At 71.2% G+C, this 25799-nt stretch carries 23 protein-coding genes; 9 read left to right on the top strand and 14 right to left on the bottom strand.

The genetic code is table 11. The features are described 5' to 3' along the window. Nucleotides 1–53: 53 nt before the first annotated feature. The 6 genes from gyrB to dnaA form a co-directional block, all read right to left on the bottom strand. Nucleotides 54–2036, bottom strand: a complete 1983-nt coding sequence (gene gyrB / locus GCL84_RS11410; RefSeq protein WP_156755405.1) for a DNA topoisomerase (ATP-hydrolyzing) subunit B — start codon at nt 2034–2036, stop codon at nt 54–56. A gap of 217 nt (nt 2037–2253) precedes the next feature. Beyond that, nucleotides 2254–2814, bottom strand: a complete 561-nt coding sequence (locus GCL84_RS11405; RefSeq protein WP_235926157.1) for a DciA family protein — start codon at nt 2812–2814, stop codon at nt 2254–2256. Nucleotides 2815–3043: 229 nt separating this feature from the next. After that, the gene (gene recF, locus GCL84_RS11400; protein WP_156755404.1) at nt 3044–4201 is read right to left on the bottom strand and encodes a DNA replication/repair protein RecF; all 1158 of its coding nucleotides are present in this window, start codon (nt 4199–4201) and stop codon (nt 3044–3046) included. Beyond that, a complete protein-coding gene (gene gnd / locus GCL84_RS11395; RefSeq protein WP_268891344.1) occupies nt 4201–5115 on the bottom strand; it encodes a phosphogluconate dehydrogenase (NAD(+)-dependent, decarboxylating) in 915 nt (304 codons plus the stop codon). The genes recF and gnd overlap by 1 nt, the downstream gene beginning before the upstream one ends. Before the next feature lie 31 nt (nt 5116–5146). Beyond that, nucleotides 5147–6283, bottom strand: a complete 1137-nt coding sequence (dnaN, locus tag GCL84_RS11390) for a DNA polymerase III subunit beta (RefSeq protein WP_156755402.1) — start codon at nt 6281–6283, stop codon at nt 5147–5149. Nucleotides 6284–7982: 1699 nt separating this feature from the next. After that, nucleotides 7983–9560: a chromosomal replication initiator protein DnaA gene (gene dnaA / locus GCL84_RS11385; protein ID WP_156755401.1), complete on the bottom strand. Its 1578-nt coding sequence runs from the start codon at nt 9558–9560 to the stop codon at nt 7983–7985. 445 nt (nt 9561–10005) lie between these two features. Here dnaA and rpmH point away from each other — a divergent pair, with 445 nt between their 5' ends. From rpmH to GCL84_RS11345, 8 genes are all read left to right on the top strand, one after another. Continuing rightward, complete coding sequence (gene rpmH / locus GCL84_RS11380) at nt 10006–10143, top strand: 50S ribosomal protein L34 (protein WP_156755400.1); 138 nt, start codon at nt 10006–10008, stop codon at nt 10141–10143. A 13-nt stretch (nt 10144–10156) separates the two neighbouring features. Continuing rightward, nucleotides 10157–10585 (top strand): ribonuclease P protein component, encoded by a 429-nt coding sequence (gene rnpA, locus GCL84_RS11375; RefSeq protein ID WP_156755399.1) that lies wholly within the window; start codon nt 10157–10159, stop codon nt 10583–10585. Continuing rightward, nucleotides 10582–10914, top strand: a complete 333-nt coding sequence (gene yidD / locus GCL84_RS11370; RefSeq protein WP_235926156.1) for a membrane protein insertion efficiency factor YidD — start codon at nt 10582–10584, stop codon at nt 10912–10914. Before rnpA ends, yidD begins: the two co-directional genes overlap by 4 nt. A 3-nt stretch (nt 10915–10917) precedes the next feature. Beyond that, nucleotides 10918–11964 carry a membrane protein insertase YidC gene (gene yidC / locus GCL84_RS11365; protein WP_156755398.1) on the top strand — a complete coding sequence of 349 codons (1047 nt, stop codon included), beginning with the start codon at nt 10918–10920 and terminating at the stop codon, nt 11962–11964. 27 nt (nt 11965–11991) lie between these two features. Further along, entirely contained in the window at nt 11992–12546 is a 555-nt protein-coding gene (locus GCL84_RS11360; protein ID WP_197523174.1) for a Jag family protein, read from the top strand. A gap of 180 nt (nt 12547–12726) precedes the next feature. After that, complete coding sequence (gene rsmG, locus GCL84_RS11355) at nt 12727–13431, top strand: 16S rRNA (guanine(527)-N(7))-methyltransferase RsmG (RefSeq protein WP_156755397.1); 705 nt, start codon at nt 12727–12729, stop codon at nt 13429–13431. A 48-nt stretch (nt 13432–13479) separates the two neighbouring features. Further along, nucleotides 13480–14373: a ParA family protein gene (locus GCL84_RS11350; protein WP_407924381.1), complete on the top strand. Its 894-nt coding sequence runs from the start codon at nt 13480–13482 to the stop codon at nt 14371–14373. Continuing rightward, nucleotides 14373–15365, top strand: coding sequence for a ParB/RepB/Spo0J family partition protein (locus GCL84_RS11345; RefSeq protein ID WP_156755395.1), 993 nt, complete (start codon nt 14373–14375; stop codon nt 15363–15365). The genes GCL84_RS11350 and GCL84_RS11345 overlap by 1 nt, the downstream gene beginning before the upstream one ends. 69 nt (nt 15366–15434) lie before the next feature. On the opposite strand, the gene GCL84_RS11340 is transcribed toward GCL84_RS11345, so the two are convergent. Further along, nucleotides 15435–16385, bottom strand: a complete 951-nt coding sequence (locus GCL84_RS11340) for a D-alanine--D-alanine ligase family protein (RefSeq protein ID WP_156755394.1) — start codon at nt 16383–16385, stop codon at nt 15435–15437. Between the two features lie 58 nt (nt 16386–16443). Continuing rightward, nucleotides 16444–17760, bottom strand: coding sequence for an aminotransferase-like domain-containing protein (locus tag GCL84_RS11335; RefSeq protein WP_156755393.1), 1317 nt, complete (start codon nt 17758–17760; stop codon nt 16444–16446). Nucleotides 17761–17957: 197 nt separating this feature from the next. Here GCL84_RS11335 and GCL84_RS11330 point away from each other — a divergent pair, with 197 nt between their 5' ends. Then, nucleotides 17958–18587, top strand: coding sequence for a GNAT family N-acetyltransferase (locus GCL84_RS11330; protein WP_156755392.1), 630 nt, complete (start codon nt 17958–17960; stop codon nt 18585–18587). A 6-nt stretch (nt 18588–18593) separates the two neighbouring features. Here the strand turns inward: GCL84_RS11330 and GCL84_RS11325 are convergent, their stop codons facing one another. The 6 genes from GCL84_RS11325 to murJ all read right to left on the bottom strand — a co-directional run bounded on the left by GCL84_RS11325 (nt 18594) and on the right by murJ (nt 25799). Continuing rightward, a complete protein-coding gene (locus GCL84_RS11325) occupies nt 18594–19742 on the bottom strand; it encodes an N-acetylmuramoyl-L-alanine amidase (protein WP_156755391.1) in 1149 nt (382 codons plus the stop codon). Nucleotides 19743–19927: 185 nt separating this feature from the next. Further along, nucleotides 19928–20926 (bottom strand): thioredoxin-disulfide reductase, encoded by a 999-nt coding sequence (trxB, locus tag GCL84_RS11320; RefSeq protein WP_156755390.1) that lies wholly within the window; start codon nt 20924–20926, stop codon nt 19928–19930. A 105-nt stretch (nt 20927–21031) separates the two neighbouring features. Then, nucleotides 21032–21829, bottom strand: a complete 798-nt coding sequence (locus GCL84_RS11315; protein ID WP_156755389.1) for an anti-sigma factor — start codon at nt 21827–21829, stop codon at nt 21032–21034. After that, complete coding sequence (gene sigM, locus GCL84_RS11310; RefSeq protein ID WP_156755388.1) at nt 21826–22452, bottom strand: RNA polymerase sigma factor SigM; 627 nt, start codon at nt 22450–22452, stop codon at nt 21826–21828. The genes GCL84_RS11315 and sigM overlap by 4 nt, the downstream gene beginning before the upstream one ends. Nucleotides 22453–22517: 65 nt before the next feature. Then, entirely contained in the window at nt 22518–24005 is a 1488-nt protein-coding gene (locus GCL84_RS11305; RefSeq protein ID WP_156755387.1) for a protein kinase family protein, read from the bottom strand. Between the two features lie 141 nt (nt 24006–24146). Continuing rightward, nucleotides 24147–25799 (bottom strand): murein biosynthesis integral membrane protein MurJ, encoded by a 1653-nt coding sequence (gene murJ, locus GCL84_RS11300; RefSeq protein ID WP_407924380.1) that lies wholly within the window; start codon nt 25797–25799, stop codon nt 24147–24149.

Genomic DNA, 25799 nt, shown 5'->3' with positions numbered 1-25799 from the left:
TCGGAAGAGCTGTGCGGGTGCGCGCGGTTCGACTGTCCGATCAGGCTGTCTGATCAGACATCGAGGAACCGGACGTCCTTGGCGTTGCGGGTGATGAACGACCGGCGGGCCTCGACGTCCTCGCCCATCAGGACGCTGAACAGCTCGTCGGCCTGGACGGCGTCGTCCAGGGTGACCTGGCGCAGCAGCCGGAACGACGGGTCCATCGTGGTCTCCCACAACTCCTCGGCGTTCATCTCGCCGAGGCCCTTGTAGCGCTGGATGCCGTCTTCCTTGTTGATCTTCCGGCCGTTCGCCAGTCCCTCGGCCATCAGCGCGTCGCGCTCGCGGTCGGAGTAGGCGAACTCGGGGTCGGTCCGCTGCCACTTGATCTTGTACAGCGGCGGCTGGGCGAGGTAGACGTACCCCTGCTCGATGAGCCCGCGCATGAAGCGGAACAGCAGCGTCAGCAGCAGCGTGGTGATGTGCTTGCCGTCGACGTCGGCGTCGGCCATCAGCACGATCTTGTGGTAGCGCAGCTTGGCGACGTCGAAGTCCTCCTGGATGCCGGTGCCCAGGGCGGTGATGAGGCTCTGCACCTCGGTGTTCTTGAGCACCCGGTCCAGGCGGGCCTTCTCCACGTTGATGATCTTGCCGCGGATGGGCAGGATGGCCTGGAACTTGGAGTCGCGGCCCTCCTTGGCCGAGCCGCCCGCGGAGTCGCCCTCCACGATGTAGAGCTCGCACTCCTCCGGGTTGGTGGAGCGGCAGTCCTTGAGCTTGCCGGGCAGGCCGCCGAGGTCCAGCGCGCCCTTGCGGCGCACCAGCTCGCGGGCCCGGCGGGCGGCCAGGCGCGCCTGCGCGGACGAGACCGCCTTGGTGACGATCGTCCTGGCGTCGGCCGGGTTGCGCTCGAACCAGTCGGCCAGCCACTCGTTGCAGGTCTGCTGCACGAACGTCTTGACCTCGGTGTTGCCCAGCTTCTGCTTGGTCTGGCCCTCGAACTGGGGCTCGGCCAGCTTCACCGACACGATCGCGGCCAGGCCCTCGCGCACGTCGTCGCCGCCGAGGTTGGCGTCCTTCTCCTTGAGCAGCTTCTTCTCGCGCGCGTAGACGTTGACCACCCGGGTCAGCGCGGCGCGGAAGCCCTCTTCGTGGGTGCCGCCCTCGGGCGTGTGGATGATGTTCGCGTAGGTGTAGACCGACTCGGTGTAGCCGGTGTTCCACTGCATCGCGACCTCGATCTGGATGTGCCGCTGCTTGTCCTCGGCCTCGAAGGCGATGACGGTCTTGTGGATGGCCTCGCGCGAGTGGTTGATGTGCTTGACGAAGTCCTCGAGGCCGCCCGGGTAGTGGTACACCCGCTCCTTGGCCTTGGCGGGCTCGCCTGCCGCGTCGGGCTCCTGCTCGGCCTCGGTGACCCGCTCGTCGCGCAGGACGATGATCAGGCCCTTGTTGAGGAACGCCGTCTCCTGCAGCCTGCGCGCGACCGTCTCCAGGTTGAAGTCGGTGGTCTCGAAGATCTTCGGGTCCGGCCAGAACGAGATGGTCGTGCCGGTCTCGCTGGTCTCCTCGCCCTCGACGACCGGGGTGACCGGCTCGGAGTCGCGGTAGGTCTGGGTCCAGACGCGGCCCTGGCGCTTGATGACCGCGTCGAGCCGGGTCGACAGCGCGTTGACCACGGAGATGCCGACGCCGTGCAGACCACCGGAGACCGCGTAGCTCTCGCCGTCGAACTTGCCGCCCGCGTGCAGCACGGTCATGACGACCTCGAGCGCGGACCGCTTCTCCTCCGGGTGCTCGTCGACCGGGATGCCGCGACCGTCGTCGACCACCTGCACACCGCCGTCGGCGAGCAGGGTGACCTCGACCTTGGTCGCGTAGCCACCGATCGCCTCGTCGACGGAGTTGTCGACGATCTCCCAGATCAGGTGGTGCAGACCGCGCTCACCGGTGGAGCCGATGTACATGCCCGGCCGGAGCCGGACGGCCTCGAGGCCCTTGAGAACCCCGATGGACCCGGCGCCGTACGCGTTCTCCTGCTTGTCTGATGCCACGTGCGCGGTGTCTCCTCGTACTCGGATCAGCTCGTCGGACCGACGGCGACGGCGATGTTCGACGGGCCGCCGTTAGCCTGCCCGCACATCCTCCCCCACATACTACCGGTGGACCCTCCCAGAAGGGGCCCAAGGACACCCCTGGCTTGCTCACAGAGCCATCAGAGCAAACGCCGACGGGTCCGGCCACCCGCCACACGGCTTCGACGCGCCAGGTTCAGCCGTAGGTGTCCCGTGGTCCGCGGCCGGGGACGTGCCTGGGCCCGTAGCGCCAACTCGGGGCGGCCGGGCCGAGCACGCGCAGGCTTTTCACCACGTCACGGCCCACTCCGGCGGCGATCCTGCTGAGCAGTTGGCGCTGCATGAGCCGGAGCTGGGTGGCCCAGGCGGTCGACTCGGCCTGCACCGTCAACTCCCCGTCCTTGAGGACGATGGGCTTGGCGCGCTCGGCGACCTCCGGCCCGACCAGTTGCGCCCACCGGCCGAACACCTGCCCGCCGGACAGGTTCTGGTGCCAGCCGCGGTCGGCGGCGATCCGGGACGCGAGCCTGCCCAGCGGCTGCGGGTCGCGGTCGTCACTGCCCGCCCCCGACCACCGGCGCCGGGCCCGGGAGCCGCCACCGGTGGCTGTTCCACGTGGAACACCGCGGCGGCGCGGCTTGGCCTTGGCGACCTCCCGCGCGGCGGCGAGAGCGGCTCTGGCAAGATCAGCGCCCTTGGGCTGTTCGGGTTGCCCACCCCCACCGGGCCCACCACGCTCCGCACTCGGCTCTCCCACACCCGGGGGCGTGCCTGTGGATGAATCGGGCAGTTGTCCACCGGTGGGTGTGGATCGTTGGCCGCCGAAGCCCCTATCGGGTACTCCAGACGGCCCCTTCGACCCGGTGTTATCCACACTATCCACAGGTTTATCCCCAGACGTGCGGAAGCGCGCGCCTGGGGATGTCACTCGCCGTGACGGTCGCAGCGAGCCGCCGAACAGGTCGTCGGCGTCGGCCGGGCCCCGATCAGACACGTCTCACCGTCCCGTCCACCACGGCGTAGCGCGTGCCGCGCAACTCCGAGGGCACATCCTCCTCCACCGCGGCGGTCACCAGCACCTGTTCGGCTGCGACGGCCACCTCGGCCAGCCGCTGGCGCCTGAGCCGGTCCAGCTCGGCGAACACGTCGTCGAGCACGAGCACCGGCTCGGCCCCGTCGGCGCGCAGCAGCTCGTAGGACCCGAGCCGCAGCGCGAGCGCGAACGACCACGACTCGCCGTGGCTGGCGTACCCCTTGGCCGGGGCGTCGCCGAGCACCAGGTCCAACTCGTCGCGGTGCGGGCCCACCAGGCTCACCCCGCGCTCCAGCTCCTGGTCGCGCCTGCGTGCCATCTCCGCGAGCAGCGCGTCGGCGACGACCTCCGGGTCGGCGCGCTGCCCACCATCCTTCCCGTACCCCTCGGGAAGTGAGTCCTCGATCTTCGAGCGGTAGTCGACGCGCGCCGGGCGGGACTCCGGTGCGACCCCCGCGTAGGCGGCCGCCGCGAGTGGACCCAGGTCGGCCACCAAGTCCAGCCGGGCCGCGAGGAGCTGGGCCCCGTGCGTGGCCAGGTGCCCGTCCCACACCTCCAGCGTGACCAGGGCGTCCGGGTCCGAGCGGCGCGCGCGCCGGTTGGTCGCCGCGCTCTTGAGCAGGGCGTTTCGCTGCTTGAGCACCCGGTCGTAGTCCGCGCGCACACCGGCGTACCGGGGCGCGCGCAGCACCAGCAGGTCGTCGAGGAACCGGCGCCGCTCCCCCGGGTCGCCGCGGACGAGGGCCAAGTCCTCCGGCGCGAACAGGACGGTGCGCAGGATGCCCAGCACGTCGCGGGGCCGGGGCACCGGGCCGCGGTTGACCCGCGCCCGGTTGGCCTTGCCCGGGGTGATCTGCAACTCGACGGTGAGCTCCCGGCCGTCGTTGACCACCGCCGTGCGGATGATCGCCTGCTGCGCGCCGAGGCGGACCAGCGGCGCGTCGGTGGCGACCCGGTGCGATCCCAGGGTCGCCACGTAGCCGATCGCCTCGACCAGGTTCGTCTTGCCCTGGCCGTTGCGCCCGACCAGCACCGACGCCCCTGGCTCGAGCTCCAGGTCGGCCTGCTCCCAGGAGCGGAAGTCGACGACCTGCAGGTGCCGGACGTGCACTACTCGGGGGTCGCGCCGGTGCCCGAGCTCGGGCCCGCCTTGTGCACGGCGTGCCCGCCGAACTGGTTGCGCAGCGCGGCGACGGCCTTCATCGCGGGCGAGTTGTCCTGGCGCGAGGCGAACCGGGCGAACAGCGCCGCGGAGATCACCGGCGCGGGCACCGAGTGGCGGACCGCCTCTTCGACGGTCCACCGGCCCTCGCCGGAGTCCTCGACGTAGCCGGAGAGCTGGCTCAGGCCCTTGTCCTCCTCCAGCGCCTTGACCAGCAGGTCGAGCAGCCAGGAGCGCACGACCGTGCCCCGGGTCCAGGCCTTGAAGGTGGCCGCGACGTCGGTGACCTCGTTGGCGGCCTCCAGCAGCTCGAAGCCCTCGGCGTAGGCCTGCATCAGGCCGTACTCGATGCCGTTGTGCACCATCTTCGCGTAGTGGCCCGCGCCGGTGCTGCCCGCGTGCGCGAAGCCCTCGTCGCGCGGCCCCTCCGGGCGCAGCGCGTCGAAGATCGGCATTGCCCGCTCGACGTGCTCGGCGTCGCCGCCGACCATCAGGCCGTAGCCGTTGTCCTTGCCCCAGACCCCGCCGGACACCCCGCAGTCGAGGTAGCCGATGCCCTTGGCCGCGAGCAGGTCGGCGTTGACCCTGTCCTCGGTGTAGCGGGAGTTGCCGCCGTCGATGACCAGGTCGCCCTCGCTGAGCAGGTCGTGGAGCTCGGCCACGGTGGCCCGGGTGGCCTCCCCGGCGGGGACCATCACCCACACCACGCGCGGCGCCTCGAGCTTGCTGACCAGGTCGGCCAGGGATTCCGCGTCGCTCACGTCGGGGTTTCGGTCGTAGCCGACGACCTCTTGGCCTCCCTTGCGCAAGCGCTCGCGCATGTTGAAGCCCATCTTGCCCAAGCCGACCAGTCCGAGCTGCACGTTTGTCTCCATCCTCGTGGTGTGCCGGCGATCAGCCTGGCAGGCGCACCGGCATCAACAGGTAGAGGTAGCCGGGGGTGACCTCGCCCTCCGCGCCGACCGGCTTGATCAGCGCGGGCCGGTTCGGGGTGGTGAACGACAGCTCGGCGCGGTCGGAGTGCAGCGCGGCCAGACCGTCCTGCAGGTAGCCGGGGTTGAACGCGATCGTCACCGGCTCGCCGGTGAAGTCCACCGCCAGCTCCTCCTCCGCGCTCCCCTCGTCGTCGCCACCCGCGGACAGGCGGAGCACGCCGTCGGCGAACTCCAGCCGGACCTGGGTTCCCCGCTCGGCCACCAGCGACACGCGCTTGATGGCCTCGACGAGCGGGGCGACGCCGATGATCGCCGCGGAGGTCTGCTCGCTGGGCAGGAGCTGCCGGTAGCGCGGGAACTCCGCGTCGAGCAGGCGGCTGGTCGTGCGGCGCCCGGAGCCGGACAGGCCGAGCAGGCCGTCGGTCGGCGAGAGCGCCAGCTCCACTGAGCGCCCCGCGCTGCCCAGCGCCTTGGCCGCGTCGGCCAGGGTGCGGGCGGGCACGAGCACGGCGGCGTCCTCGACGTCGCCGGAGTTCTTCCACTCGAACTCGCGCATCGCCAGCCGGAACCGGTCGGTCGCGACCAAGGTCAGCTTCTCCCCGGTGATCTCGACCCGGACGCCGGTGAGCATCGGCAGCGTGTCGTCCTTGCCCGCCGCGACCGCCACCTGGCTGACCGCCTGGCCGAAGACCTCGCCCGCGAGCTCCCCGGCGTGCTGGGGCATCGCGGGCAGTTGCGGGTAGTCGTCGACCGGCATGGTCGGCAGGCTGAACTTGGCGCTGCCGCAGGAGATGGCCACCCGCGACCCGTCGACGGAGATCTCGACCGGTTGGTTGGGCAGCGACTTGGTGATGTCGGCCAGCAGCCTGCCCGAGACCAGGGTCCGGCCGCCGTCGGCGATCGTCGCGGGGACGCCGACCGTGGCCGAGACCTCGTAGTCGAAACCGGAGACCGTCAGGCCCTCCGCCTCGCCCTCGGCTGACCCGGCGTCGAGCAGAACCCCGCCGAGGACGGGGACCGGTGGCCGGGACGGGAGGCTGCGGGCGACCCAGGCAACGGCGTCGGCGAGGCCGTCGCGCTCGACGCGGATCTTCATGGGAGTCCTTTCCAGGCCCGACCACCGCCAGCAGGGCGCACCGTGTCGCGCCATCGGACCGGTCGGGCTGTCCACGCTGTAGGGCCCAACCGTAGAGCGTGCCCAGCCCGCCCGTCACCTCGGGAGCCACTGCGCCCACTGCTCCAGCCGCTGCCCGACCGCCGCTGGTCCACAGATCCACAGCCCGCTTATTTCTAGCTTTTATTCTTCTGGAAGAGAGAAAAGATAGTAGTAACAGTAGGGGCTGTGGATTGTGTGGATAACTGCTGTATCAGCAGGTCGGAGCCCCTGTCCCCATGTGGATAACCCCTGTGGACAAGTTGTGGACAAAGTGACCGGTCTGTGGAGGAGTTATCCACAGGCTTGATCTGTCCACAGGGCGGCCGAGTTGTCCACATCTCCATCCCCAGAAGTTGGCCAAGTTGCCAACAGGCTACGACGCAACCGCCCACAGGGTTATGCACAGGCAAACTCCCCTGTTTCGGTGACCGAGACCACCCATTCCCAGCGCTGCCAACGGTTTTCTACCCCGGCGGAGCGGTCCCCACACCCGTCTCGGTGCCCCTGTCTGCCCATCCCGGAGCCCGCCCCGGCCGGGGCGGGCGAACTTTTCTGGGGCTGCGCTGACCGCTGCACGGCGTCAGTAAGACGGGCGGCACGGGACGTGCGCTGAGCGACGGGGTTTATTGCTGGCGAGGGGGGTCGTCCACGTCGGCAATAACAACTGCGGTGGCGGGCGGCGACCGACGTCCGCGGTGTGACAGGTCAAGCGGGTGACCGCGACCATTTCGGGACTCGCCAAGCGTGCCGGCCGCTGGTCGGGCACCAGTCGGCACCCCGGGCGACGGCGAACTTATTGCTGGTGGGGATGAGCCTCCCCACCAGCAATAAACCGGTGGGGCTCGGCGGCGTGGCCGGGTGTTCCGGGCGCCATGCACAGCGTGCCGGCCCGCGCTGCCCGCCCGGCCGGGTGGTCGAGTTTCCTGGGTGTGGGGAGCGCTGTCCCCCGCGCCAATAAGGGGCGCGCGCGTGCGGAGCGACTGATCAGCTCCACTTGGTGCCGGGTCCTGCGCACAGCGTGCCGGCGGCAGCTCGCGGTCGTGACAGCAGGTCCGGCTTTGCGCGTGGTCCGGGGCATCCGATCGGGACCAGGAGACCGACCGCGGCCCGACCGGCGACGAATTTTTTTGCGAGTGGGGAGGCCCATCCCCTGGGGCAATAACTCTCGGGCGCGGGCAGGCGGCCCGGTCGGCTCTGCCGGGTGCTGGACTTGGCGCGCAGCGCGCCGGAGGCCCGGTTCTTTCTGCGGGTGGGGAGTGGCCCGCCCTGGAGCAATATGAATCGAGCGCGAGTGGGTCGGCTGGTCGGCTCCACCTGGTGCCGTGCGCCGTGCACAGCGTGCCGGCGGCGGGGCGTGGCCGTGTCGGGAGGGTGGGGTTTCCGGTGGGGCGGGATGGCGCGAGTTCGCGGGGAGGCCGAGTTTTCTGGGCGTGGGGAGGGGCGTCCCCCGTGGCAATAAAGTCGCCCCCCGCCAGGACCTGGCGAGGGGCGGGGGTGCTGAGCCCGGGTCACGGGATCAGCGGGTTCGGGGCCGAGCGCCTGGTTATTGGGGCGGTGGAGGGTGCTCCACCGCCCCAATAACGCTCAGGACCGGCGTGAACCGGGCAGCGTGGGACACCGGGGTGCGGTGCCGGGGCGGTCAGCCGCGGGCGCGCTGCTTGATGCGGGTGGTCAGCTCTTGGACCTGGTCGTACACGCGGCGCCGTTCGGCCATTTCCTTGCGGATCTTCTTGTCGGCGTGCATGACCGTGGTGTGGTCGCGGCCGCCGAAGGTCTGGCCGATCTTGGGCAGGGACAGGTCGGTGAGCTCGCGGCACAGGTACATCGAGATCTGCCGGGCCTGGGCCAGCGCCTTGGTCTTGCCGGGGCCGCAGAGGTCGTCGATCTTCACCCCGAAGTACTCGGCGGTGACGCCCATGATCGTGGTGACGCTGATCTCGGGGGCCTGGGAGTCGGCGATCAGGTCGCGCAGGACGATCTCGGCCAGGGCGACGTCGACCGGCTGGCGGTTGAGGGAGGCGAACGCGGTCACCCGGATCAGGGCGCCCTCGAGTTCGCGGATGTTGGCCTCGACCCGGGCGGCGATGAACTCCAGCACCTCGGCGGGGGCGGCGAGCCGGTCCTGGGCGGCCTTCTTGCGCAGGATGGCGATGCGCGTCTCCAGCTCGGGCGGCTGGATGTCGGTGATCAGGCCCCACTCGAACCGGGTGCGCAGCCGGTCCTCCAGCGTCTCCAGCCGCTTGGGCGGCCGGTCGGAGGAGACGACGATCTGCTTGTTCGAGTTGTGCAGGGTGTTGAAGGTGTGGAAGAACTCCTCCTGGGTGCCTTCCTTGCCCTCGAGGAACTGGATGTCGTCGACCAGCAGCACGTCGATGTCGCGGTAGCGGCGCTGGAAGGCCACCTTGCGGTCGTCGCGCAGCGAGTTGATGAAGTCGTTGGTGAACTCCTCGGTCGAGACGTACCGCACCCGCATCCCGGGGAACAGGCGCTGCGCGTAGTGCCCGACCGCGTGCAGCAGGTGGGTCTTGCCCAGACCCGACTCGCCCCAGATGAACAGCGGGTTGTACGCCCTGGCCGGGGCCTCGGCGACAGCGACCGACGCCGCGTGCGCGAACCGGTTCGACGCGCCGATGACGAAGGTGTCGAAGTTGTACTTCTCGTTCAGCCGCGTCTTGGACGTCTGCGGCTGGGCGGGCGCGGTGAACGGCTGCCCGGTCTCCGGTGGCTGGCCGGTGAAGGTCGGCCAGATCTCGTGGACGGCCGCGAGCCCGTCGCGCTCCTCGTCCACTTCCTCGGAGTCGTCGTCGTCGAGCGGGAGCGGCTCGGGCAGACCCGGCGGGGTGCCCCCGGCGGCGACCTCGGCCGGGATGGTGACGGTGTCGCCGTCGATGCCCAGCGGCGGCATGACCGCGGTCTGGGCCGGGGCGGGCGGCGCGGGCCTGGCGCTGGGCGCGGGCGCGACGTCGACCTTGACCGCCAGCGACACGACCCGGCCGAGGCGGCGCGAGAGCGCGGCGGTGATCGGCTCGCGCAGCGCGCGCTCGATCGCCTCCTTGGCGAAGTCGCTCGGCGCGGACAGCAGCGCGGTCCCGTCCAACAGGCCGATGGGGCGGGTCATCCGCATCCACGCCCGCTGCGAGGGCGACAGGGTCCCGGCGGAGAGCTCCCGCACGACCTGTTCCCACACGACACCCAGGTTCACCTGGTGCTCGGACACCGCCGCTCCCCTCCCCTCATGCGCTCATCGCCAAGGCTGACCCGGGTGACCGGCGCCGTCAAACGGGCATCCACAGGTTTGTCCACATCTGTGCACTGTTCTGCGGGCACGAAGGTACGGCGAACCCCAGGAAGCGCGCCACGCGGGTGCTCCACGGTACTCAGGGGCTCGGCTGCGGCCGCCCGGCAGGGCTCCCGCCCCCCCGTCGGCCAAGGGTCCGCACCGTAACAACGCAGCCCTGCCGCCACAAGGCGCCGCCCCGCTCGGCGGACCCCGGTTTGGTGCCGGGCGGGGCGGTGCGTACCCTCATAAGGTCTCCCGCTTGCGGCGGGTGGGTTCCGCGTGCCCGTCGTGCAAAGCGACCGGGCTGCGGCCACCGGCGGCCACGCACCGGCAGGGGGCCGTGGAGACTCAAGCCAGTCCAGCCAGACCGGGAGACAGACTCGTGAGCAAGCGCACCTTCCAGCCGAACAACCGCCGCCGCGCCAAGACGCACGGCTTCCGCCTGCGCATGCGCACCCGCGCCGGTCGCGCGATCGTCGCTGCCCGCCGCCGCCAGGGCCGCAGCAAGCTGTCGGCCTGATCCAGCCGCCGCCGTGCTCCCCGCGGCCTCTCGGCTGACCAGCGGCGCGGACTTCCGCACGGTGACCAGGCGTGGCCGTCGTGCGGGCCGTCCGAGGCTCGTGCTGCACGCCTTGTCGCAGGGAAGCCAGGCGCCGGTGAGCACTCCAGTACCCGAAGCCGACCCCCGCGCGCACCGGACCTCCGGGGCGCCGAGGGTCGGTTTCGTCGTGAGCAAGGCGGTGGGCAACTCGGTGGTCCGCCACCGGGTCTCCCGCAGGCTCCGGCACGTCGTCCGCGACCGGCTCGGAACTCTCCCCGCGGGGAGCGCGTTGGTCGTGCGGGCACTTCCGATGGCGGCCGCCGCGAGCAGCGCCGAGCTCGGCCGCGACTTCGACGCCGCGCTGCGCAGGCTCGGCCTGGCGGCCGGTGGCACCGATCCGCGGACTGGCGGTGGGGCGTGAACGACGGCACAGCGGTGGACGACCGCGGGGACGCGCCCGCGCGCCCCGGGCTGGTCGCCCGCGTCCTGCTACTCCCGGTGCACGGCTACCGCAGGTGGATCTCGCCGTACCTGCCGCCCGCCTGCCGCTTCTACCCCAGTTGCAGCACCTACGCCGTCGAGGCGATCACCGTCCACGGCGCGCTGCGCGGCGTCTGGCTCGCCGTGCGCAGACTGCTGCGGTGCGGGCCCTGGCACCCCGGCGGGCTCGATCCCGTCCCGCCGAGGACAACCAAGACCGATCCCGGGAAGAACAGCAGCCCGGCAGACCGATCAGCCACCGAGGAGTAGTCCGTGCTCGATTTCATCTACTACCCGGTGTCCTTCATCCTCTGGTGTTGGCACTGGGTCTTCGGCCACGTCTTCGGTGAGTCGAGCGCCATCTCGTGGGCGCTGGGCATCGTGTTCCTGGTCTTCACGCTGCGCGCGCTGATGTTCAAGCCCATGGTCAACCAGGTGCGCTCCATGAAGAAGATGCAGGAGTTCGCGCCGGAGATCAAGAAGCTCCAGAAGAAGTACGCCAACGACAAGCAGAAGCTCGCGCAGGAGATGCAGAAGCTTCAGTCGCAGCACGGCGTCAACCCGCTGGGCGGCTGCCTGCCGATGCTGCTGCAGATCCCGGTCTTCATCGGCCTGTTCCACGTGCTGCGCGAGTTCAAGCCGGGCAAGACCGAGAACTACTTCTTCGACGAGCAGGGCGTCTCGTCCTACATCGACGCCAACCTGCTCGGCGCCCGCTTGGGCAACTACATCACCCAGCCCGCCGCCGAGCTGAACATCAACGGCTTCGAGGTCTCGCGCGGTGCGATCATCGCCGTGGCCATCCCGCTGATGATCGCCGCCAGCGCGCTGACCCACCTGACCGCGCGCCACTCGGTCGGCAGGCAGAACCCGGACGCCGCCACCCCGCAGACCGCGATCATGAACAAGCTGACGCTCTACATCTTCCCGCTGGGTGTGCTCGTCGGTGGCTTCTTCTTCCCCATCGGTCTGATCATGTACTGGCTGAGCAACAACAGCTGGACCCTCTGGCAGCAGCGCTTCGTCTACAAGAAGATCGACGCCGAGGAGGCCGCCGCCAAGGAGGCCGCGCTCGCCAAGCGCACCGCCGCCGCGCCCAAGCCGGGGCAGAAGCCCAGGACCGGTCAGAAGCCCCAGCCCGGTCAGAAGCCGCAGCCCGGCCAGAAGGCACAGGCTTCGAAGCAGCCCTCCTCCCCCATCGAGGGGCAGGGCGAGTCCACCGACAGCGCCGCCGAGCGGAACGCGTCGAGCGACCCCCAGGTTCCCGGTCTGATGACGGACCGATCCCGCAGCAAGAAGTCGGGTCGGAAGAACCGCTGACGCGGTCCGACCCGGAGAGGAGAAACCGTGCCGGAGACGGTGCAGGAAGCGACCGACCAGGTGGCGACCGACCAGGCCGAGGGCACCACGGACGCTGACGCGCGCAGCGGCCCGACCACCGAGGAGCTGTTGGTCCAGGAGGGCGACATCGCAGGCGACTACCTGGAGCGCCTCCTCGACGTCCTCGACTACGACGGCGACATCGACCTCGATGTCGAAGCCAGCCGGGCGGTCGTGAGCATCGACGGCGGCGAGGACCTGGAGAAGCTCGTCGGTCCCCGCGGCAACGTGCTCGAGGCGCTGCAGGAGCTGACCCGCCTCGCCGTCCAGCAGGAGACGGGCACCCGCAGCAGACTGATGCTCGACATCGCGGGCTGGCGCGCCGACCGCCGGGACGAGCTGTCCGACCTCGGTCGCGCGACCGCCAAGAAGGTCCTCGAAACCGGCGAGCGCGCCCGCCTCCAGCCCATGACCCCCTTCGAGCGCAAGGTGGTCCACGACGCGGTGGCGACCGTGTCGGGCGTGCACAGCGAGAGCGAGGGCGAAGACCCGCGCAGGCGCGTGGTCGTCTTCCCGCAGTAGTGCGACGAGCTTCCGAGCGGGCCTCCCCTTTCGTCAGGGGGAGGCCCGCTTTGTGTTTCACGTGGAACTGTCCAGCCGGTTTCACGTGGAACCGGGTGCGGGCGGGTTGGGGGTCTCCACTCTGGGTTATGGGCAACAATGGGCGAGCGGGTTTCACGTGGAACATGGAGTGGGGTTGGCATGACCGAGGTTGAGCCGGTGGAGGTGCCCTCGGTCGCCGGGGCGGTCTTCGGGGAGCGGGTGGGGCTCGCCGTGGAGTTCGTCCGGCTGCTGACTGCGCACGGCGTGGAGCGGGGACTGATCGGACCGCGTGAGGTCGAGCGGCTGTGGGGACGGCACGTGCTGAACTCGGCGGTGCTGGAGGAGCGGGTGCCCGAGGGGGTTCGGGTGGTCGACGTCGGGTCGGGGGCCGGGTTGCCCGGTGTCCCGCTGGCGATCGCCCGGCCGGACCTGGAGGTGACGTTGGTGGAGCCGATGGCTCGGCGGGTGGCGTGGCTGGACGAGGTCGTGGAGACTCTGGGCCTGTCGACGGTCAGCGTGGTTCGGGGGCGCGCGGAGGAGCGCGCCGTGCGTGACGAGGTGGCGGGAGCCGACGTGGTCACCGCCCGCGCGGTCGCCCCGCTGGCCAAGCTCTCCGGGTGGTGCCTTCCGCTGCTCCGCGAAGGCGGCAGCCTGGTGGCGCTGAAGGGGGCCAGTGCGGCCGAGGAGATCGAGCGGGACCAGGTGGCCATCTCCAGGTTGGGCGGCGGCAAGGCCCGGGTCGAGACCTGCGGCGCTCAGCTCGACGAACCGACGACCGTGGTCGTCATCGAACGTGTGAAGTCCGCGGGCAGGCGCGAACGGCCTGGGCGGACCAGAAGGGATCAGCGTGCACACCGAGCTTGAGATCGGAGCCATGATGTTCCACGTGAAACTGAGTGGGGGGTGCTGATGATGGACCAGCCCTCCCCCAACGCCGTCTCGGGCTGGACGCCGATCGCCGAGGAGGCGGCGCGCGCCACCCGGCTCAAGCACCCCGACCGGATGTTCCCCCGCCCCACCCACCGCCGCGTGCTGACCGTCGCCAACCAGAAGGGCGGCGTCGGCAAGACGACCAGCACGGTGAACCTGGCGGCGGCGCTGGCGATGCACGGGCTCAAGGTGCTCGTCATCGACCTCGACCCGCAGGGCAACGCCAGCACCGCGCTCGGGATCGAGCACCGGTCCGGCACGCCGTCGATCTACGAGGTGCTGCTCGGCGAGCTGACCCTCGCCGACGCCGCCGCCGTGAGCGACCAGTCGGACAACCTGTTCTGCGTGCCCGCGACGATCGACCTCGCCGGTGTGGAGATCGAGTTGGTCTCCATGGAGAACCGGGAGGCACGGCTCAAGGAGGCGCTGACCGACGAGGCGCTCGACGAGCTGAACCCGGACTACGTCTTCATCGACTGCCCGCCCTCGCTCGGGCTGCTCACGGTGAACGCGATGGTCGCCGCGCAGGAGGTGCTCATCCCGATCCAGTGCGAGTACTACGCGCTGGAGGGGCTCAGTCAGCTACTGCGCAACATCGAGCTGGTGCAGGCGCACCTGAACCGCTCCCTGGTGGTCTCCACCATCCTGCTCACCATGTACGACGGTCGCACCAAGCTCGCCGACCAGGTGACCACCGAGGTGCGCCACCACTTCGGCGACACGGTGCTGCGGACCGTCATCCCGCGCAGCGTGAAGGTCTCCGAGGCACCCGGCTACGGGCAGACCGTGCTCGCCTACGACCCGGGCTCCCGCGGCTCCCTGAGCTACTTGGACGCCGCGCGCGAGGTTGCCGAACGAGGAGCGGAGAGGCACTGATGAGTGGACCTGCCGGACGCAAGGGAGGACTGGGCCGCGGTCTCGCCGCGCTCATCCCCCAAGGTCCACCGACGGGCGGCGGCGACACCGGCCAGCCCGCCCCGGCCGGGCGCACGCTGCCGAGGCCGTCGCCCACCTCATCCCCCGCCGTCGCGGTCGAACCGGAGCCGCAGCACGTCGCGGGCGCGGTCTACCGGGAGATCCCGATCTCGGCGATCACGGCGAACCCGAAGCAGCCCCGGCAGGTCTTCGACGAGGAGGCGCTCAGCGAGCTGGAGCACTCCATCCGCGAGTTCGGCCTCATGCAGCCGATCGTGGTGCGCGAGCTCGGCGGCGACACCTTCGAACTCGTCATGGGCGAGCGGCGGCTGCGCGCCTCGCAGCAGGCCGGGCTCGAGCGCATCCCGGCGATCGTGCGGCAGACCGCCGACGACGCCATGCTGCGCGACGCCCTGCTGGAGAACATCCACCGCGTCCAGCTCAACCCGCTGGAGGAGGCGGCGGCCTACCAGCAGTTGCTCGACGAGTTCGCCGTGACGCACGAGGAGCTCGCCGGGCGGATCGGCCGCAGCAGGCCGGTCATCACCAACACCATCCGGCTGCTCAAGCTCCCCCTCCCCGTGCAGCGCCGGGTCGCGGCCGGGGTGCTCTCGGCCGGGCACGCCCGCGCGCTGCTCGGTCTGGACGACGCGGGGGCGCAGGAGGAGTTGGCCACGCGCATCGTCGCCGAGGGGTTGTCGGTGCGCGCGACCGAGGAGGCGGTGACCCTGGCGAAGGGCGCCGCCCCGGCCAAGCCGAAGGTCGCCCCGCGCAAGCCGATGCAGGCGCCCGGCCTCCAGGCGGTCGCCGAGCGGCTCTCCGACAAGTTCGACACCAGGGTCAAGGTCGAGTTGGGCCGCCGCAAGGGCCGCATCGTGGTCGAGTTCGGGTCGGTCGACGACCTGGAGCGCATCGTCGAGATGATGTCCGACAAAGGGGCAAATCAGACATGAAACGGCCGCATGGCATCACACCGGGGTCTTATGTCACGGTGACGATTGCTGTGCGTGTCGGGAAATTGCTCAAAGTGAGCGGCTGATGGCCCGCTCGACGAGCTCCGCGTAGGTCTCCCCGAAGGACAGACCGGCCGCCTCGAACGCCATCGGCACCAGCGAGGTCTCGGTCAGCCCCGGGGAGACGTTCACCTCGAGGAAGTGGACCGCACCGTCGGCGTCGACAACGGCGTCGGTGCGGGACACGTCCCGCAACCCGAGCAACCGGTGCGCCGACACGGCCAGGTCCGCGACCGCCTCGGCCACCGGCGGCGCCAGGCGCGCCGGGGTGTGGAAGGTCGTGAGCCCGGCGGTGTAGCGGGCGGTGTAGTCGTAGACGCCGGACGCGGGCGTGATCTCCACGGCGGGCAGCGCGCGCGGGCCGTCCTGGTCCTCGATGACCGTCACCGCCACCTCCACCCCGGCGACGTAGCGCTCGGCCAGCACCGAGTCGCTGTAGGCCAGGCAACCCACCATCGCCGTGGGCAGCTCCGCCGCCTCGCGCACGACCTGCGCGCCCAGCGCCGAGCCGCCCTGGTCGGGCTTGAGCATCATCGGCAGCCCGAGCCGCTCGACCATCGAATCCAGCACCGGCCGCGCCCCCAGCTCCCGGAACGCCTGGTGCGGCAGCACGACCCAGTCCGGGGTCAGCAGCCCGGCCCGGCGCAGCTCCGCCTTGGCCGACGGCTTGTCCCACGCCCGGCGGCACGCGTCGACCCCGGCGCCCACGTACGGCACGCCCATCAGGTCGAGGACGGTCTGGATCGACCCGTTCTCCCCCTCGCCGCCGTGCAGGGCGATGACCACGGCGTCCGGGCGCGAGTCGCGCAGCCGGGGCAGCAGCGACGCGTCGGCGTCCCACTCCTCCACCGTGATCCCGACCGAGCGCAGCGCGGCCGACACCCGGCGGCCCGAGCGCAGCGACACGTCGCGCTCGTGGGACAGGCCCCCGGCCAGCACGGCAACCCAGTGGTCGGACACGGCGCACTCCTAGCGGTGGTTCAGCGGACGGGCACCGGACGGTACCCCGCCGCCGCGCTCAGGCCGTGTCGGGGGAAGGCGTCTGCGGCCCGCTCAGCGAGCGGCTCGTGGTCGGCCCGAAGGTGTTGAGCAGGTCGATCTCCTGCGCCAGCACGACCGCCAGCCGCCGCACGCCCTCGGAGATGCGCTCCGGCGGCGGGTAGCAGAACGACAGGCGCATCTGGCGGCTGCCGAACCCGTCGGCGTAGAAGCCGGTGCCCGGCACGTACGCCACCCGGGCGGTGACCGCGCGCGGCTGCATCGCCTTGGTGTCCACGCCCTCCGGGACGGTCATCCAGACGAAGAAGCCGCCGTCGGGGTTGGTCCACGTGCACCCGGCGGGCATGTGCTGCTCCAGGCCGGAGATCAGCGCGTCGCGGCGCTCGCGGTACATGGTCTGGAAGGACTTGATCTGGCCCTTCCAGTCGTGCGTGGCCAGGTACCGGGACACGATCATCTGGTTGAGCGTCGGCGCGCACAGGGCCGCCGACTCAGCGGCCAGGACCAGCTTCTCCCGGACCGCGTGCGGGGCCAGCGCCCAGCCGACCCGCAGGCCGGAGGCGAAGGTCTTGGAGAACGACCCCAGGTAGATGACGTTGTCGCGGTCCATCGAGCGCAGCGCCGGGTAGATCTGGCCGTCGAAGCCGAGCAGGCCGTACGGGTTGTCCTCGACCACCATGACGTCGTGCGCGGCGCAGATGTCGAGCACCTCGGAGCGCCGCTCGACGGCCATCGTCACGCCTGCGGGGTTGTTGAAGTTCGGGATCGTGTAGAGGAACTTCACCCGGCGCCCGGCCTTCGCGGCCTGGTCCAGCGCCTCGCGCAGCGCGGCGGGGACGAGGCCGTGCTCGTCCATCACCACGTGCCGGACCTCGCACTGGTACGACGCGAAGGTCCCCAGCGCGCCGACGTACGACGGGCCCTCGGCCAGCACGATGTCGCCCGGGTCGCAGAAGATGCGGGTGACCAGGTCCAGGGCCATCTGCGAGCCCACCGTCACGACCAGGTCGTCCGGGTGGCCGGTGATGCCCTCCAGGGCCATGACCTCGCAGATCTGCTCGCGCAGCCGCGGGACGCCGTGCGCCGAGCCGTACTGCAGGGCGGTGAGCCCCTCCTCGGCGATGATCTGGCCGACCTGGTCGGACAGCGACTCCAGCGGCAGCGCCGCCAGGTTGGGCATCCCGCCCGCCAGCGAGACCACCTCGGGCCGGGACGCCACCGCGAACAGCGCCCTGACCTCGGATGCGGTCATCCCCGCCGCGCGCGCCGCGTAGCGCCGCAGGTGCGGGTCCAGGCTCCGGGAGCCTGCTCTGTCTGGCTGTCCTGGCGTCGTCATCGGGGGCTCCGTCGCTGTTCAGGGTCCAATCGAGTGTAACCGGAGGGGTGACTTACCTCCGATATTCGGTCCTACCGGTACCGGCGCACCCGCCACCGTCCTATTGTTGAGCGGGTAACTCGCCGTCGGTGATCTTCACTCCGGAGCCGCGACAGGCGGCGTCAAGCGGCCACGGTGTCCAAGGCACAGGAGGTTGGGTGTCGCGACGTGTCGTCGGCGTCACGCTGGACAACCTGGAGCACCTGCCGAAGCACTGCCGAGGCTGCGTGTACTGGGAGCTGGCGCCGCACCTGCAGGAGCAAGCCGAGGAATTCGGCAGCACCGAGCTGGAGAAGGAGGCCTGGGTCTCCAGCGTCCTGCTCGAGTGGGGTTCCTGCGGCCGCGTGGCCTACAGCGACAAGCTGCCGGTCGGCTTCGTCCTCTACGCCCCGCCCAACGCGGTGCCCAGGGCCTCGGCCTTCCCCACCTCCCCCATCAGCCCGGACGCGGTCGTGCTGACCGGTTTCCACGTGCTGCCGGAGTTCCGCGGCGGCGGGCTGGGCCGGATGCTGGTGCAGGCGGTCGCCAAGGACCTCACCCGGCGCGGCGTCAAGGCCATCGAGGCCTTCGGCGACGCCGACCCGGACGAGGAGCGCTCCTGCGTCGTGCCCGCCGACTTCCTCACCAGCGTCGGCTTCAAGACGGTCCGCCAGCACCCCCGCTGGCCCCGTCTGCGCCTGGACCTGCGCACCGGCATCACGTGGAAGGAAGACGTCGAGGCCGCCTTGGAGCAGCTCCTGAACACCGTCTCGGTCAGCACCGCCAGCCCCGTCCTGCAGCGGGGCTGAGCGGCCTCAGCCCTTGGACAGCACCTCGTGCGCCATCACGTCGGCGAAGGTGAAGGTGCCGGTGGGCTGGTCGTTCTCCCCCAGCAGGTAGAGGCGCTTCACGGCGACCACGATGCCCTCGGCGATGACGTCGCGGAAGCGCGGGTCGCTGAGCCGGGCGCGGTCGTCGGCGTTGGTGAGGTAGCCGATCTCGATCCGCACGGCCGGGCAGCGGGTCAGCCGCAGCAGGTCCCACGTCTTCGGGTGGGCGCCGCAGTCGCGCAGGTTGGTGCGCTTGACCAGCTCGCGCTGGACCAGGCCTGCCATGGCCTCACCGAGGCTGGAGGTGGTGGTCCGGTTGGCGGTGCCGAAGTGGAAGCTGGCGACGCCCTGGGCGTGCGGGGAGCTGTTGGCGTCGGAGTGCAGCGAGAGCACCAGGTCGGCGCCCGCGTCGTTGGCGAAGCGGGCGCGCTCGCCCTCGTCCGGGCACTGGTCGGGGCCCCGGGTGAGCAGCGCCTCCATGCCGGTGGCGACCATCCGGCCCTCGAGCCGGGTCGCCAGGTCCCACATCAGGTCCCGCTCGAGCACCCCGTTGACGACGACGCCCTGGTCGGCGCCGCCGTGGCCGGGATCGATGACGATGCGCTTGCCGCGCAGGCGGGGGCCGGAGCGGCGGACCCGCTCCTGCTCGCGCAGCAGCACCGGGCGGCCACCGCTGGCGCGCGGGGAGAGCTGGCGCAGGGCGCGGACGGTCCCCGGGCCGCAGATGCCGTCGACGGTGAGGCCGTAGTCGCGCTGGAAGATGCGCAGCGCGAGTTCGGTCTGCTGGCCGAACACGCCGTTGGCGCGGCCCGCGTCGTAGCCCAGCTCCAGCAGCCGTTCCTGCAGCGTCACCACGTCGTCGCCGGTGAGCGGGGCGGAGACCAGGTAGGCCAGCGGCCTGCCGCCGAGCTGGTGGGTCGCGTCGCGCAGCGCGCGGTAGGTGGCCGGTCCGACCAGGCCGTCGGTGATCAGCCCCCGCTGCTGCTGGAACGCGCGGATGGCGTGCTCGACGACCGGGTCGAACACGGCGGGCTCGGCCTGCCCTTCGGCCGGAGGCATCAGGCCCAACGCGGCGAGCGTGGACCGCACCTCGGCCACGGCCGGTCCCTCATCGCCGCGGCGGAGTACCCGCATGCACCCTCGCTCTCCGGTCGAGCGCCCCGCACGACTGCTGCGCTGGGCGCGGAATCCTTGACGGCTCACCATTGTGCCCTGTCTGCCCCGCGCCCACCCGAAAGGGGCGTGTCCAACGCGCGGGGCCCACACGTCGCTGAGAGGACGTGCGGGCCCCGGTCGAGGGTTGCTCGGTGTTCGGCGCGTCAGCCGGTCGTGGTGCCGTAGCCGCCGCCGACCAGCTCAGGGGCCGACTCGGCGGCCGCCGAGCCGTGCTCGGCCAGCCACCGCTCGGCGTCGATCGCGGCCGAGCAGCCGGAGCCCGCGGCGGTGATCGCCTGCCGGTAGGTGTGGTCGACGAGGTCGCCCGCGGCGAACACGCCGTCGAGGTTGGTGCAGGTCGACCCCGGCTTGGTGATGACGTAGCCCTCACCGTCCACCTCGACCTGGCCCTTGACCAGCTCGCTGCGCGGGTCGTGCCCGATGGCCAGGAAGAAGCCGCTGACGGGCAGCTCGGACTCCGTGCCGTCGACGGTGCTGCGCAGCTTGAGGCTCGCGACCTTCTGCTCCCCGAGCACCTCGGTCACCTCGGAGTTGAGCTGCCAGCGGATCTTGTCGTTGGCCCGGGCCCGCTCCAGCATGATCTTGGAGGCGCGGAAGTCCTCGCGGCGGTGCACGATCGTCACCGACTTGGCGAAGCGGGTCAGGAAGGTCGCCTCCTCCATCGCCGAGTCGCCGCCGCCGAGCACGGCGATGTCCTGGTCGCGGAAGAAGAACCCGTCGCAGGTGGCGCAGGAGGACACGCCGCGGCCGAGCAGCCGCTGCTCACCGGGCACGTTCAGGTAGCGCGCCGCGGCGCCCATCGCCAGCACGACCGCGCGGGCCGAGTGGCGCACGCCGCTCACGGTCACGTGCTTGACCTCGCCGGTGAGGTCGACCTCGTCGACGTCCTCGGCGCGCAGGTCGGCACCGAAGCGCTCGGCCTGGGCGCGCATCTGCTCCATCAGGTCCGGGCCCATGATGCCGTCGCGGAAGCCGGGGAAGTTCTCGACCTCGGTCGTGGTCATCAGGGCGCCGCCGAACTGCGAGCCCTCGAAGACCAGCGGGTTGAGCTGCGCCCGCGCGGCGTAGACGGCCGCCGTGTACCCCGCAGGCCCGGAACCGATGATGATCAGGTTTCGGATCTGGTCCGCTTCCGCAGCCATGCTGGCCCCTCCGTTGAAAACGCGATGACAGGCGTCTGGGGTGTCCCAGGCCGCGATGGTGTCAACGCGATGGTAGGGGTGCGTTGTTCCGGGCCACGCGCCGGTTCAGCGGCCGATGACCTCGTTGGCGATCGGCGCGCAGTCCGGCTTGACCACCAGGACCTGCAGCTTGCCCAGCTCCCCCGGCGGCAGCAGGATCGCCAGCGTGCCCGGGGTGCCGTCCAGCGTCACCGGCTTGACGCCGACGACCTGCGCCGTGGTCGCGTCGATGTCGTTGGCCCGCAGGCAGCGGTCCAGGCCCGCCTGGTCCCTGAGCGCGCCGTAGTCCTTGTCGGTGCCGACCTTGCCGATGGCCGCGCCGAGGTCGCCCCGGCCCACGGCCAGCGGCCGCTCGGATCCGGGGCCCTGATCGCCGGGCAGCATGGCCGAGGGCGGCACCGCGGTGCCGTCGGTGGTGTTGGGCAGCACGACGAAGGCCAGCGCCACAGCGGCTGCCGCGGCGGTCACCAGGCCGCCCGCCCAGGCCGCGACCCGCCCTTTGCGCCGACGCGCCTGATCCAGGCTGACCACGGGGGCAAACGTTTGCGGGAGCGGCTGCTGCCCGGCGTTCTGCGGTGGCGCCACCGCCACGCCGCCACCGAAGGCCCGGCGGGCCTCAGCCTCGAGCGCGGCGTCGAGGCGCGCGGAGAACTGGGCGGGCATCGGCTCCACCGGGGCGGCCCCCAGGTCGCCTAGCCCGGTGCGCACCGACTCCAGGGCGTCGAGCACCGCCCGCGCCTGCGGGTCGGTGTTCACCTGGGCCCAGAGCCGCTGGCTCTGCGCGGGGTCGAGGACCCCGGCGTGCAGGTCTGCCAGCAGGTCGACAGACCAGGGGCCACGACCGCCCCGAACCTCGTCCGTCATCGTCCCTCCCGCTGGCGCCTGGTCGGCACACCTCTTCCGTCAACAGCGCTACCTGGGACGTTCGCATCTGCATCGGGGTTCCGCAGATGCCCGAGAACTTTCGCGAGCTTGGCCCGGCCCCGCGCGCAGCGGCTCTTGACCGTGCCCTCGGCGATGCCCAGCATCTTCGCGGTCTCGGCGACGGAGTACCCCTCGACGTCCACGAGCAGGATCGGGACGCGCTGGTCATCCGAGAGCTCCCGCAGCGCGGTCTGCACCACCAGCTTGGTCTCCCGCTCGGACATCGCGTCGCGCGGCGTGACCGGCTCGCCAGGGCCTGTCTCGGGCAGCGGGACGGTCGGGCGGGCCTGCCTGCGCCGCACCCGGTCCAGGCAGGCGTTGACCACGATCCGGTGCAGCCACGTCGTGACCTGGGACTCCGCGCGGAACGAGCCCGCGGCGCGGAAGGCCGAGATGAACGCCTCCTGGAGCGCGTCCGCCGCCTCCTCCGGGTCGCGCAGCGTGCGCAGCGCGACAGCCCACATCCGGTCCCGGTGGCGGCGCACGATCTCCGCGAAAGCGCGCGGGTCCCCTGCGGCGTGCGCCGCGATGAGGTCGGCGTCCGAGCTGGCAGCGGCGGTCACGCGAACAGGGTAACGGTCGAGGTGAGCGCGGTGTGACCCGCACCGAGAGGGGTTTGCGGGTGCGATCAGCCCGTCCGGGTGAAGTCGATCTCGACCAGTTCGGAGACGTTGCCCTCGCCCAGGGTGGTGATCCAGACCAGCAGGTGCTGGGTCGGTTCGGCCGCGTCGAGCTGCAGCTTGGTCTGCCCCTCCTGCAGCGTGGCCTTGCCGATCACCTTGGTCTCGTCGAGGTCGGGCTTCTCCGAGGGCGCGCTGCGGATCTCGACGACCGTGCCGGGGCTGGGCGAGTCGATGACGACCTCGGCGAACGGCACCGCCTCGGCGAACGAGGCCATGATGCCCACGCCGGGCTTGAGCGCCGGGAACGGGTTCTGGTACTTGTCGGTCCGCCACCCCGTGGCGGGGTCGCCGTCGACCGCGCGGTTGACCCGTTTCGGGTTGTCCGGGGTGCCCTTGGTGTTGAACACCTGGACGTTGGCCGCGTCGATGGGCTTGGGCGGGGCGGGCTGCGCTGGGGCACTGGGGGTGTTGCCGCCCGGCGGCGGGGCCACGGCCACCGGACCGCCCGCGGCGGTGCCGTCGCTGCCGAAGAAGCCGATGAGCTGGGTGCCCAGCCAGGCCAGCACGCCGACGGTGGCCACGGCCAGGGTGGTGACGCCGATGGCGAGCTTGCGCCGCTTGGACCGGTTGTTGCTCGGGCGCCGGGTGGTCCACACGGCGCCGTCGTCGTCGAGGTAGTCCTCCTCGTCGTCGTCGACCGCGGCGATGGTCTGGGTGACGTCGGGGATGGACTTGGCCCGCTCGAGGACGCGGATCAGCCCGGCCGCGGTGCGGATGCCGCCCGGCGAGTCGTCGAGGCAGCGCACGGCGGCGGCGGACAGGTCGTGCGGGATGTAGCCGTACATCGCCCGCGGCGCGACGACCCGGCCGTCCGGACCGATCGGCGCCCTGGCCACGCCCGCTGGCGGGTTCGGCAGCGGCCACCGGCTGGTGAGCAGCAAGTACAGGATCGCGCCGAGGCCGCGCACGTCGTCGAACAGCGACGCCTGCGGCAGCGGTCCGGGGAAGGCGAGCTTGAGCGTGCTCTCGGCGCTGACCCGCACCCGCTGCGGGTGGTCGACGCCGAGGACCAGGCCCTGGTGGTGCGCGGCCTCGACCGCGCCCGCCAGCGGTTCGAGCAGCCGGGCGGCGGTGGCGGGCGGCAGCGGGTGCTCGGCGATGACGTCGACGAGGTCGGTGCCCTGCGCCCAGTCCGCGACGATGATGCCGAGCAGGCCCTCGCCGACGCCGATGCCGTTGCCGGGGCCGAGCACGTCGAGGATGCGGGCCTGGCCGTGGTGGGTGATGCGGGCGGTGTGCGCGGCGCGCTCGAGGGTGCGGCGCGCGGCGGTGGCAGCGGCGTGGTCGCCGGAGTCGCCGATCAGCAGGGTGAGCGCGACGTCGCGGCGCAGTTGCCCGTCCTGGGCCCGCCAGAGCTGGGCGGCGGCGCGCTTGTCCACGCCGAACTGGGCGAGCAGCCGGTAGCGGCCGTCACCCACGACTCCCCCGGGCACGAGAAGACCGTCCTTGGCCCGCAGGCCGGCGGGTTCTTCCCCCCGGGGGTGTTCGGTCCGTCTCGTCGTCACCGTTCTCTCCGCCACGCCGTCCTGGCTTCGAGACTACGGCAGGTCGGGGGCCTGCCGCCGGGGAGCGGTTCAGCGACGGCGCACCAGACGGGTGATCCTGCTCGTGGCGGGTGTGAGTTCGGGGACCTTGAACAGCGCCAGCACGCCGAAGGCCACCAGACTCGCCACGAGCCCCTGCACCACCAGCGCCAGCCAGGCGGTCGCCATGCCGACGACCTCGGGCAGGGCGAACGCGCGCACCAGCCAGCTCACGCCCAGCCCGACCAGCCCGGCCAGGGCGCTGATCAAGATGACCCGCACGACCCGCTTGCTGTGCAGGTTGCCCAGCCGCACCCAGAGCCACATCTGCCCGAGCACGGCGCCGACGACGAAGGTCAGCGAGTTGACCAACATCACGCTGATCACCACTTGGTCGGGTTCGACCACGGCGGCGCTGAGGTACATCAGCGGGATCTTCACCACGGTCATCACGACCATGATCAGCGTGGGCGTCCTGGCGTCCTTCATCGCGTAGAACACCCGCAGTTGCAGCATGACCAGCGCGTAGGGCAGCAGGCCGAACGCGGAGAACGCCAGGGCCAGGCCCAGCCGCTCGGCGTTGTCGAAGCTGGTCGCGCCCGCTTTGAACAGGGCGATGCCCACCGCGGAGCCGACCCCGGTCAGCACGGCGCTGATCGGCACGAGCATCACCGCGGACAGCCGCGAGCCCAACGACAGGTCGTCGACGAGCTTGGCGATGTCGTTGTCGGCTGCGGACTTGCTCATCCTGGGCAGGATCGCGGTCAGCAGCGAGACGCCGATGATGCCGTAGGGGAGCTGGAAGAGCAGCCAGGCGTTGGAGTAGATGAACGCGCCGCCCTCGGCCGCGCCGGTGAGCACGCGCTGGGTGACGACCATGCCGACCTGGCTGATCGCGACGTAGCCGAGCACCCACAGGCCGAGGCCGCCGAACTCCTTGAGCCGCGAGTCCAGGCCCCAGGTCCACTTGAACTTGAACCCGGTCTTGCGCAGGAAGGGCAGGAGGATCGCCGACTGCACGATGATGCCCAGCGTCACGCCGATCCCGAGGGTCAGCAGCTTCGCGTCGCCCATCCGGACGGGGTCGAGGCTGATCTCGCCGGGCAGCACCGCGTAGACCAGCAGGGTGGCGATGATGACCAGGTTGTTGACCACCGGGGCCCACGCCGTGGGGCCGAAGATGTTCTTGGCCTGCAGGATCGCCGAGAGCAGCGCGAACAGGCCGTAGAACAGGATCTCCGGCAGCAGCAGGTAGGCGAGGGCGGTGACCAGGGCGGGGTTGGCCTCGCCGGAGGAGTCGTCGATGTAGAGCCAGGTGAACAGCGGCGCGGCGGCCACGGCGATCACGGTGCCGATGGCCAGCGCGGTGAGGCCGACGGTCAGCAGCCGGTTGGTGTACTCGGCGCCGCCGTCGGGGTCCTTCTGCGAGCGGACCAGCAGCGGTACGACGACGCTGGCCAGCACCCCGCCGAGCAGCAGCTCGAAGATGATGTTGGGCATCGTGTTGGCCACGGTGAACGAGTCCGTGATGACGCCGATGGCCATTACCCAGGCCAGGACCATCTTCCACAAGAACCCGGTGATGCGGCTGACCAGCGTGGCGATCGCCATCGACCCGCTGGCCTTGGCCAGCGACGGCTGGGCGACATCGACCCGCTCTGGTGCCGCGTCCGCCACGCTGTCCGTCCTCGGTGGTGTGCTCAC

The organism is Actinokineospora pegani, assembly GCF_009745975.1.
GTDB lineage: Bacteria > Actinomycetota > Actinomycetes > Mycobacteriales > Pseudonocardiaceae > Actinokineospora > Actinokineospora pegani.
The sequence above is the reverse complement of the archived record's forward strand: the minus strand, read 5'-3'. Positions and strand labels throughout refer to the sequence as shown.

Excerpts from the sequence above, each read along its gene's own strand:
- dnaN (WP_156755402.1), bottom strand. The coding sequence starts at position 6,283 with ATGAAGATCCGCGTCGAGCGCGACGGCCTCGCCGACGCCGTTGCCTGG.
- rsmG (WP_156755397.1), top strand. The coding sequence starts at position 12,727 with ATGACCGAGGTTGAGCCGGTGGAGGTGCCCTCGGTCGCCGGGGCGGTC.
- GCL84_RS11350 (WP_407924381.1), top strand. The coding sequence starts at position 13,480 with ATGGACCAGCCCTCCCCCAACGCCGTCTCGGGCTGGACGCCGATCGCC.
- GCL84_RS11345 (WP_156755395.1), top strand. The coding sequence starts at position 14,373 with ATGAGTGGACCTGCCGGACGCAAGGGAGGACTGGGCCGCGGTCTCGCC.
- GCL84_RS11335 (WP_156755393.1), bottom strand. The coding sequence starts at position 17,760 with ATGACGACGCCAGGACAGCCAGACAGAGCAGGCTCCCGGAGCCTGGAC.
- GCL84_RS11325 (WP_156755391.1), bottom strand. The coding sequence starts at position 19,742 with ATGCGGGTACTCCGCCGCGGCGATGAGGGACCGGCCGTGGCCGAGGTG.
- trxB (WP_156755390.1), bottom strand. The coding sequence starts at position 20,926 with ATGGCTGCGGAAGCGGACCAGATCCGAAACCTGATCATCATCGGTTCC.
- GCL84_RS11315 (WP_156755389.1), bottom strand. The coding sequence starts at position 21,829 with ATGACGGACGAGGTTCGGGGCGGTCGTGGCCCCTGGTCTGTCGACCTG.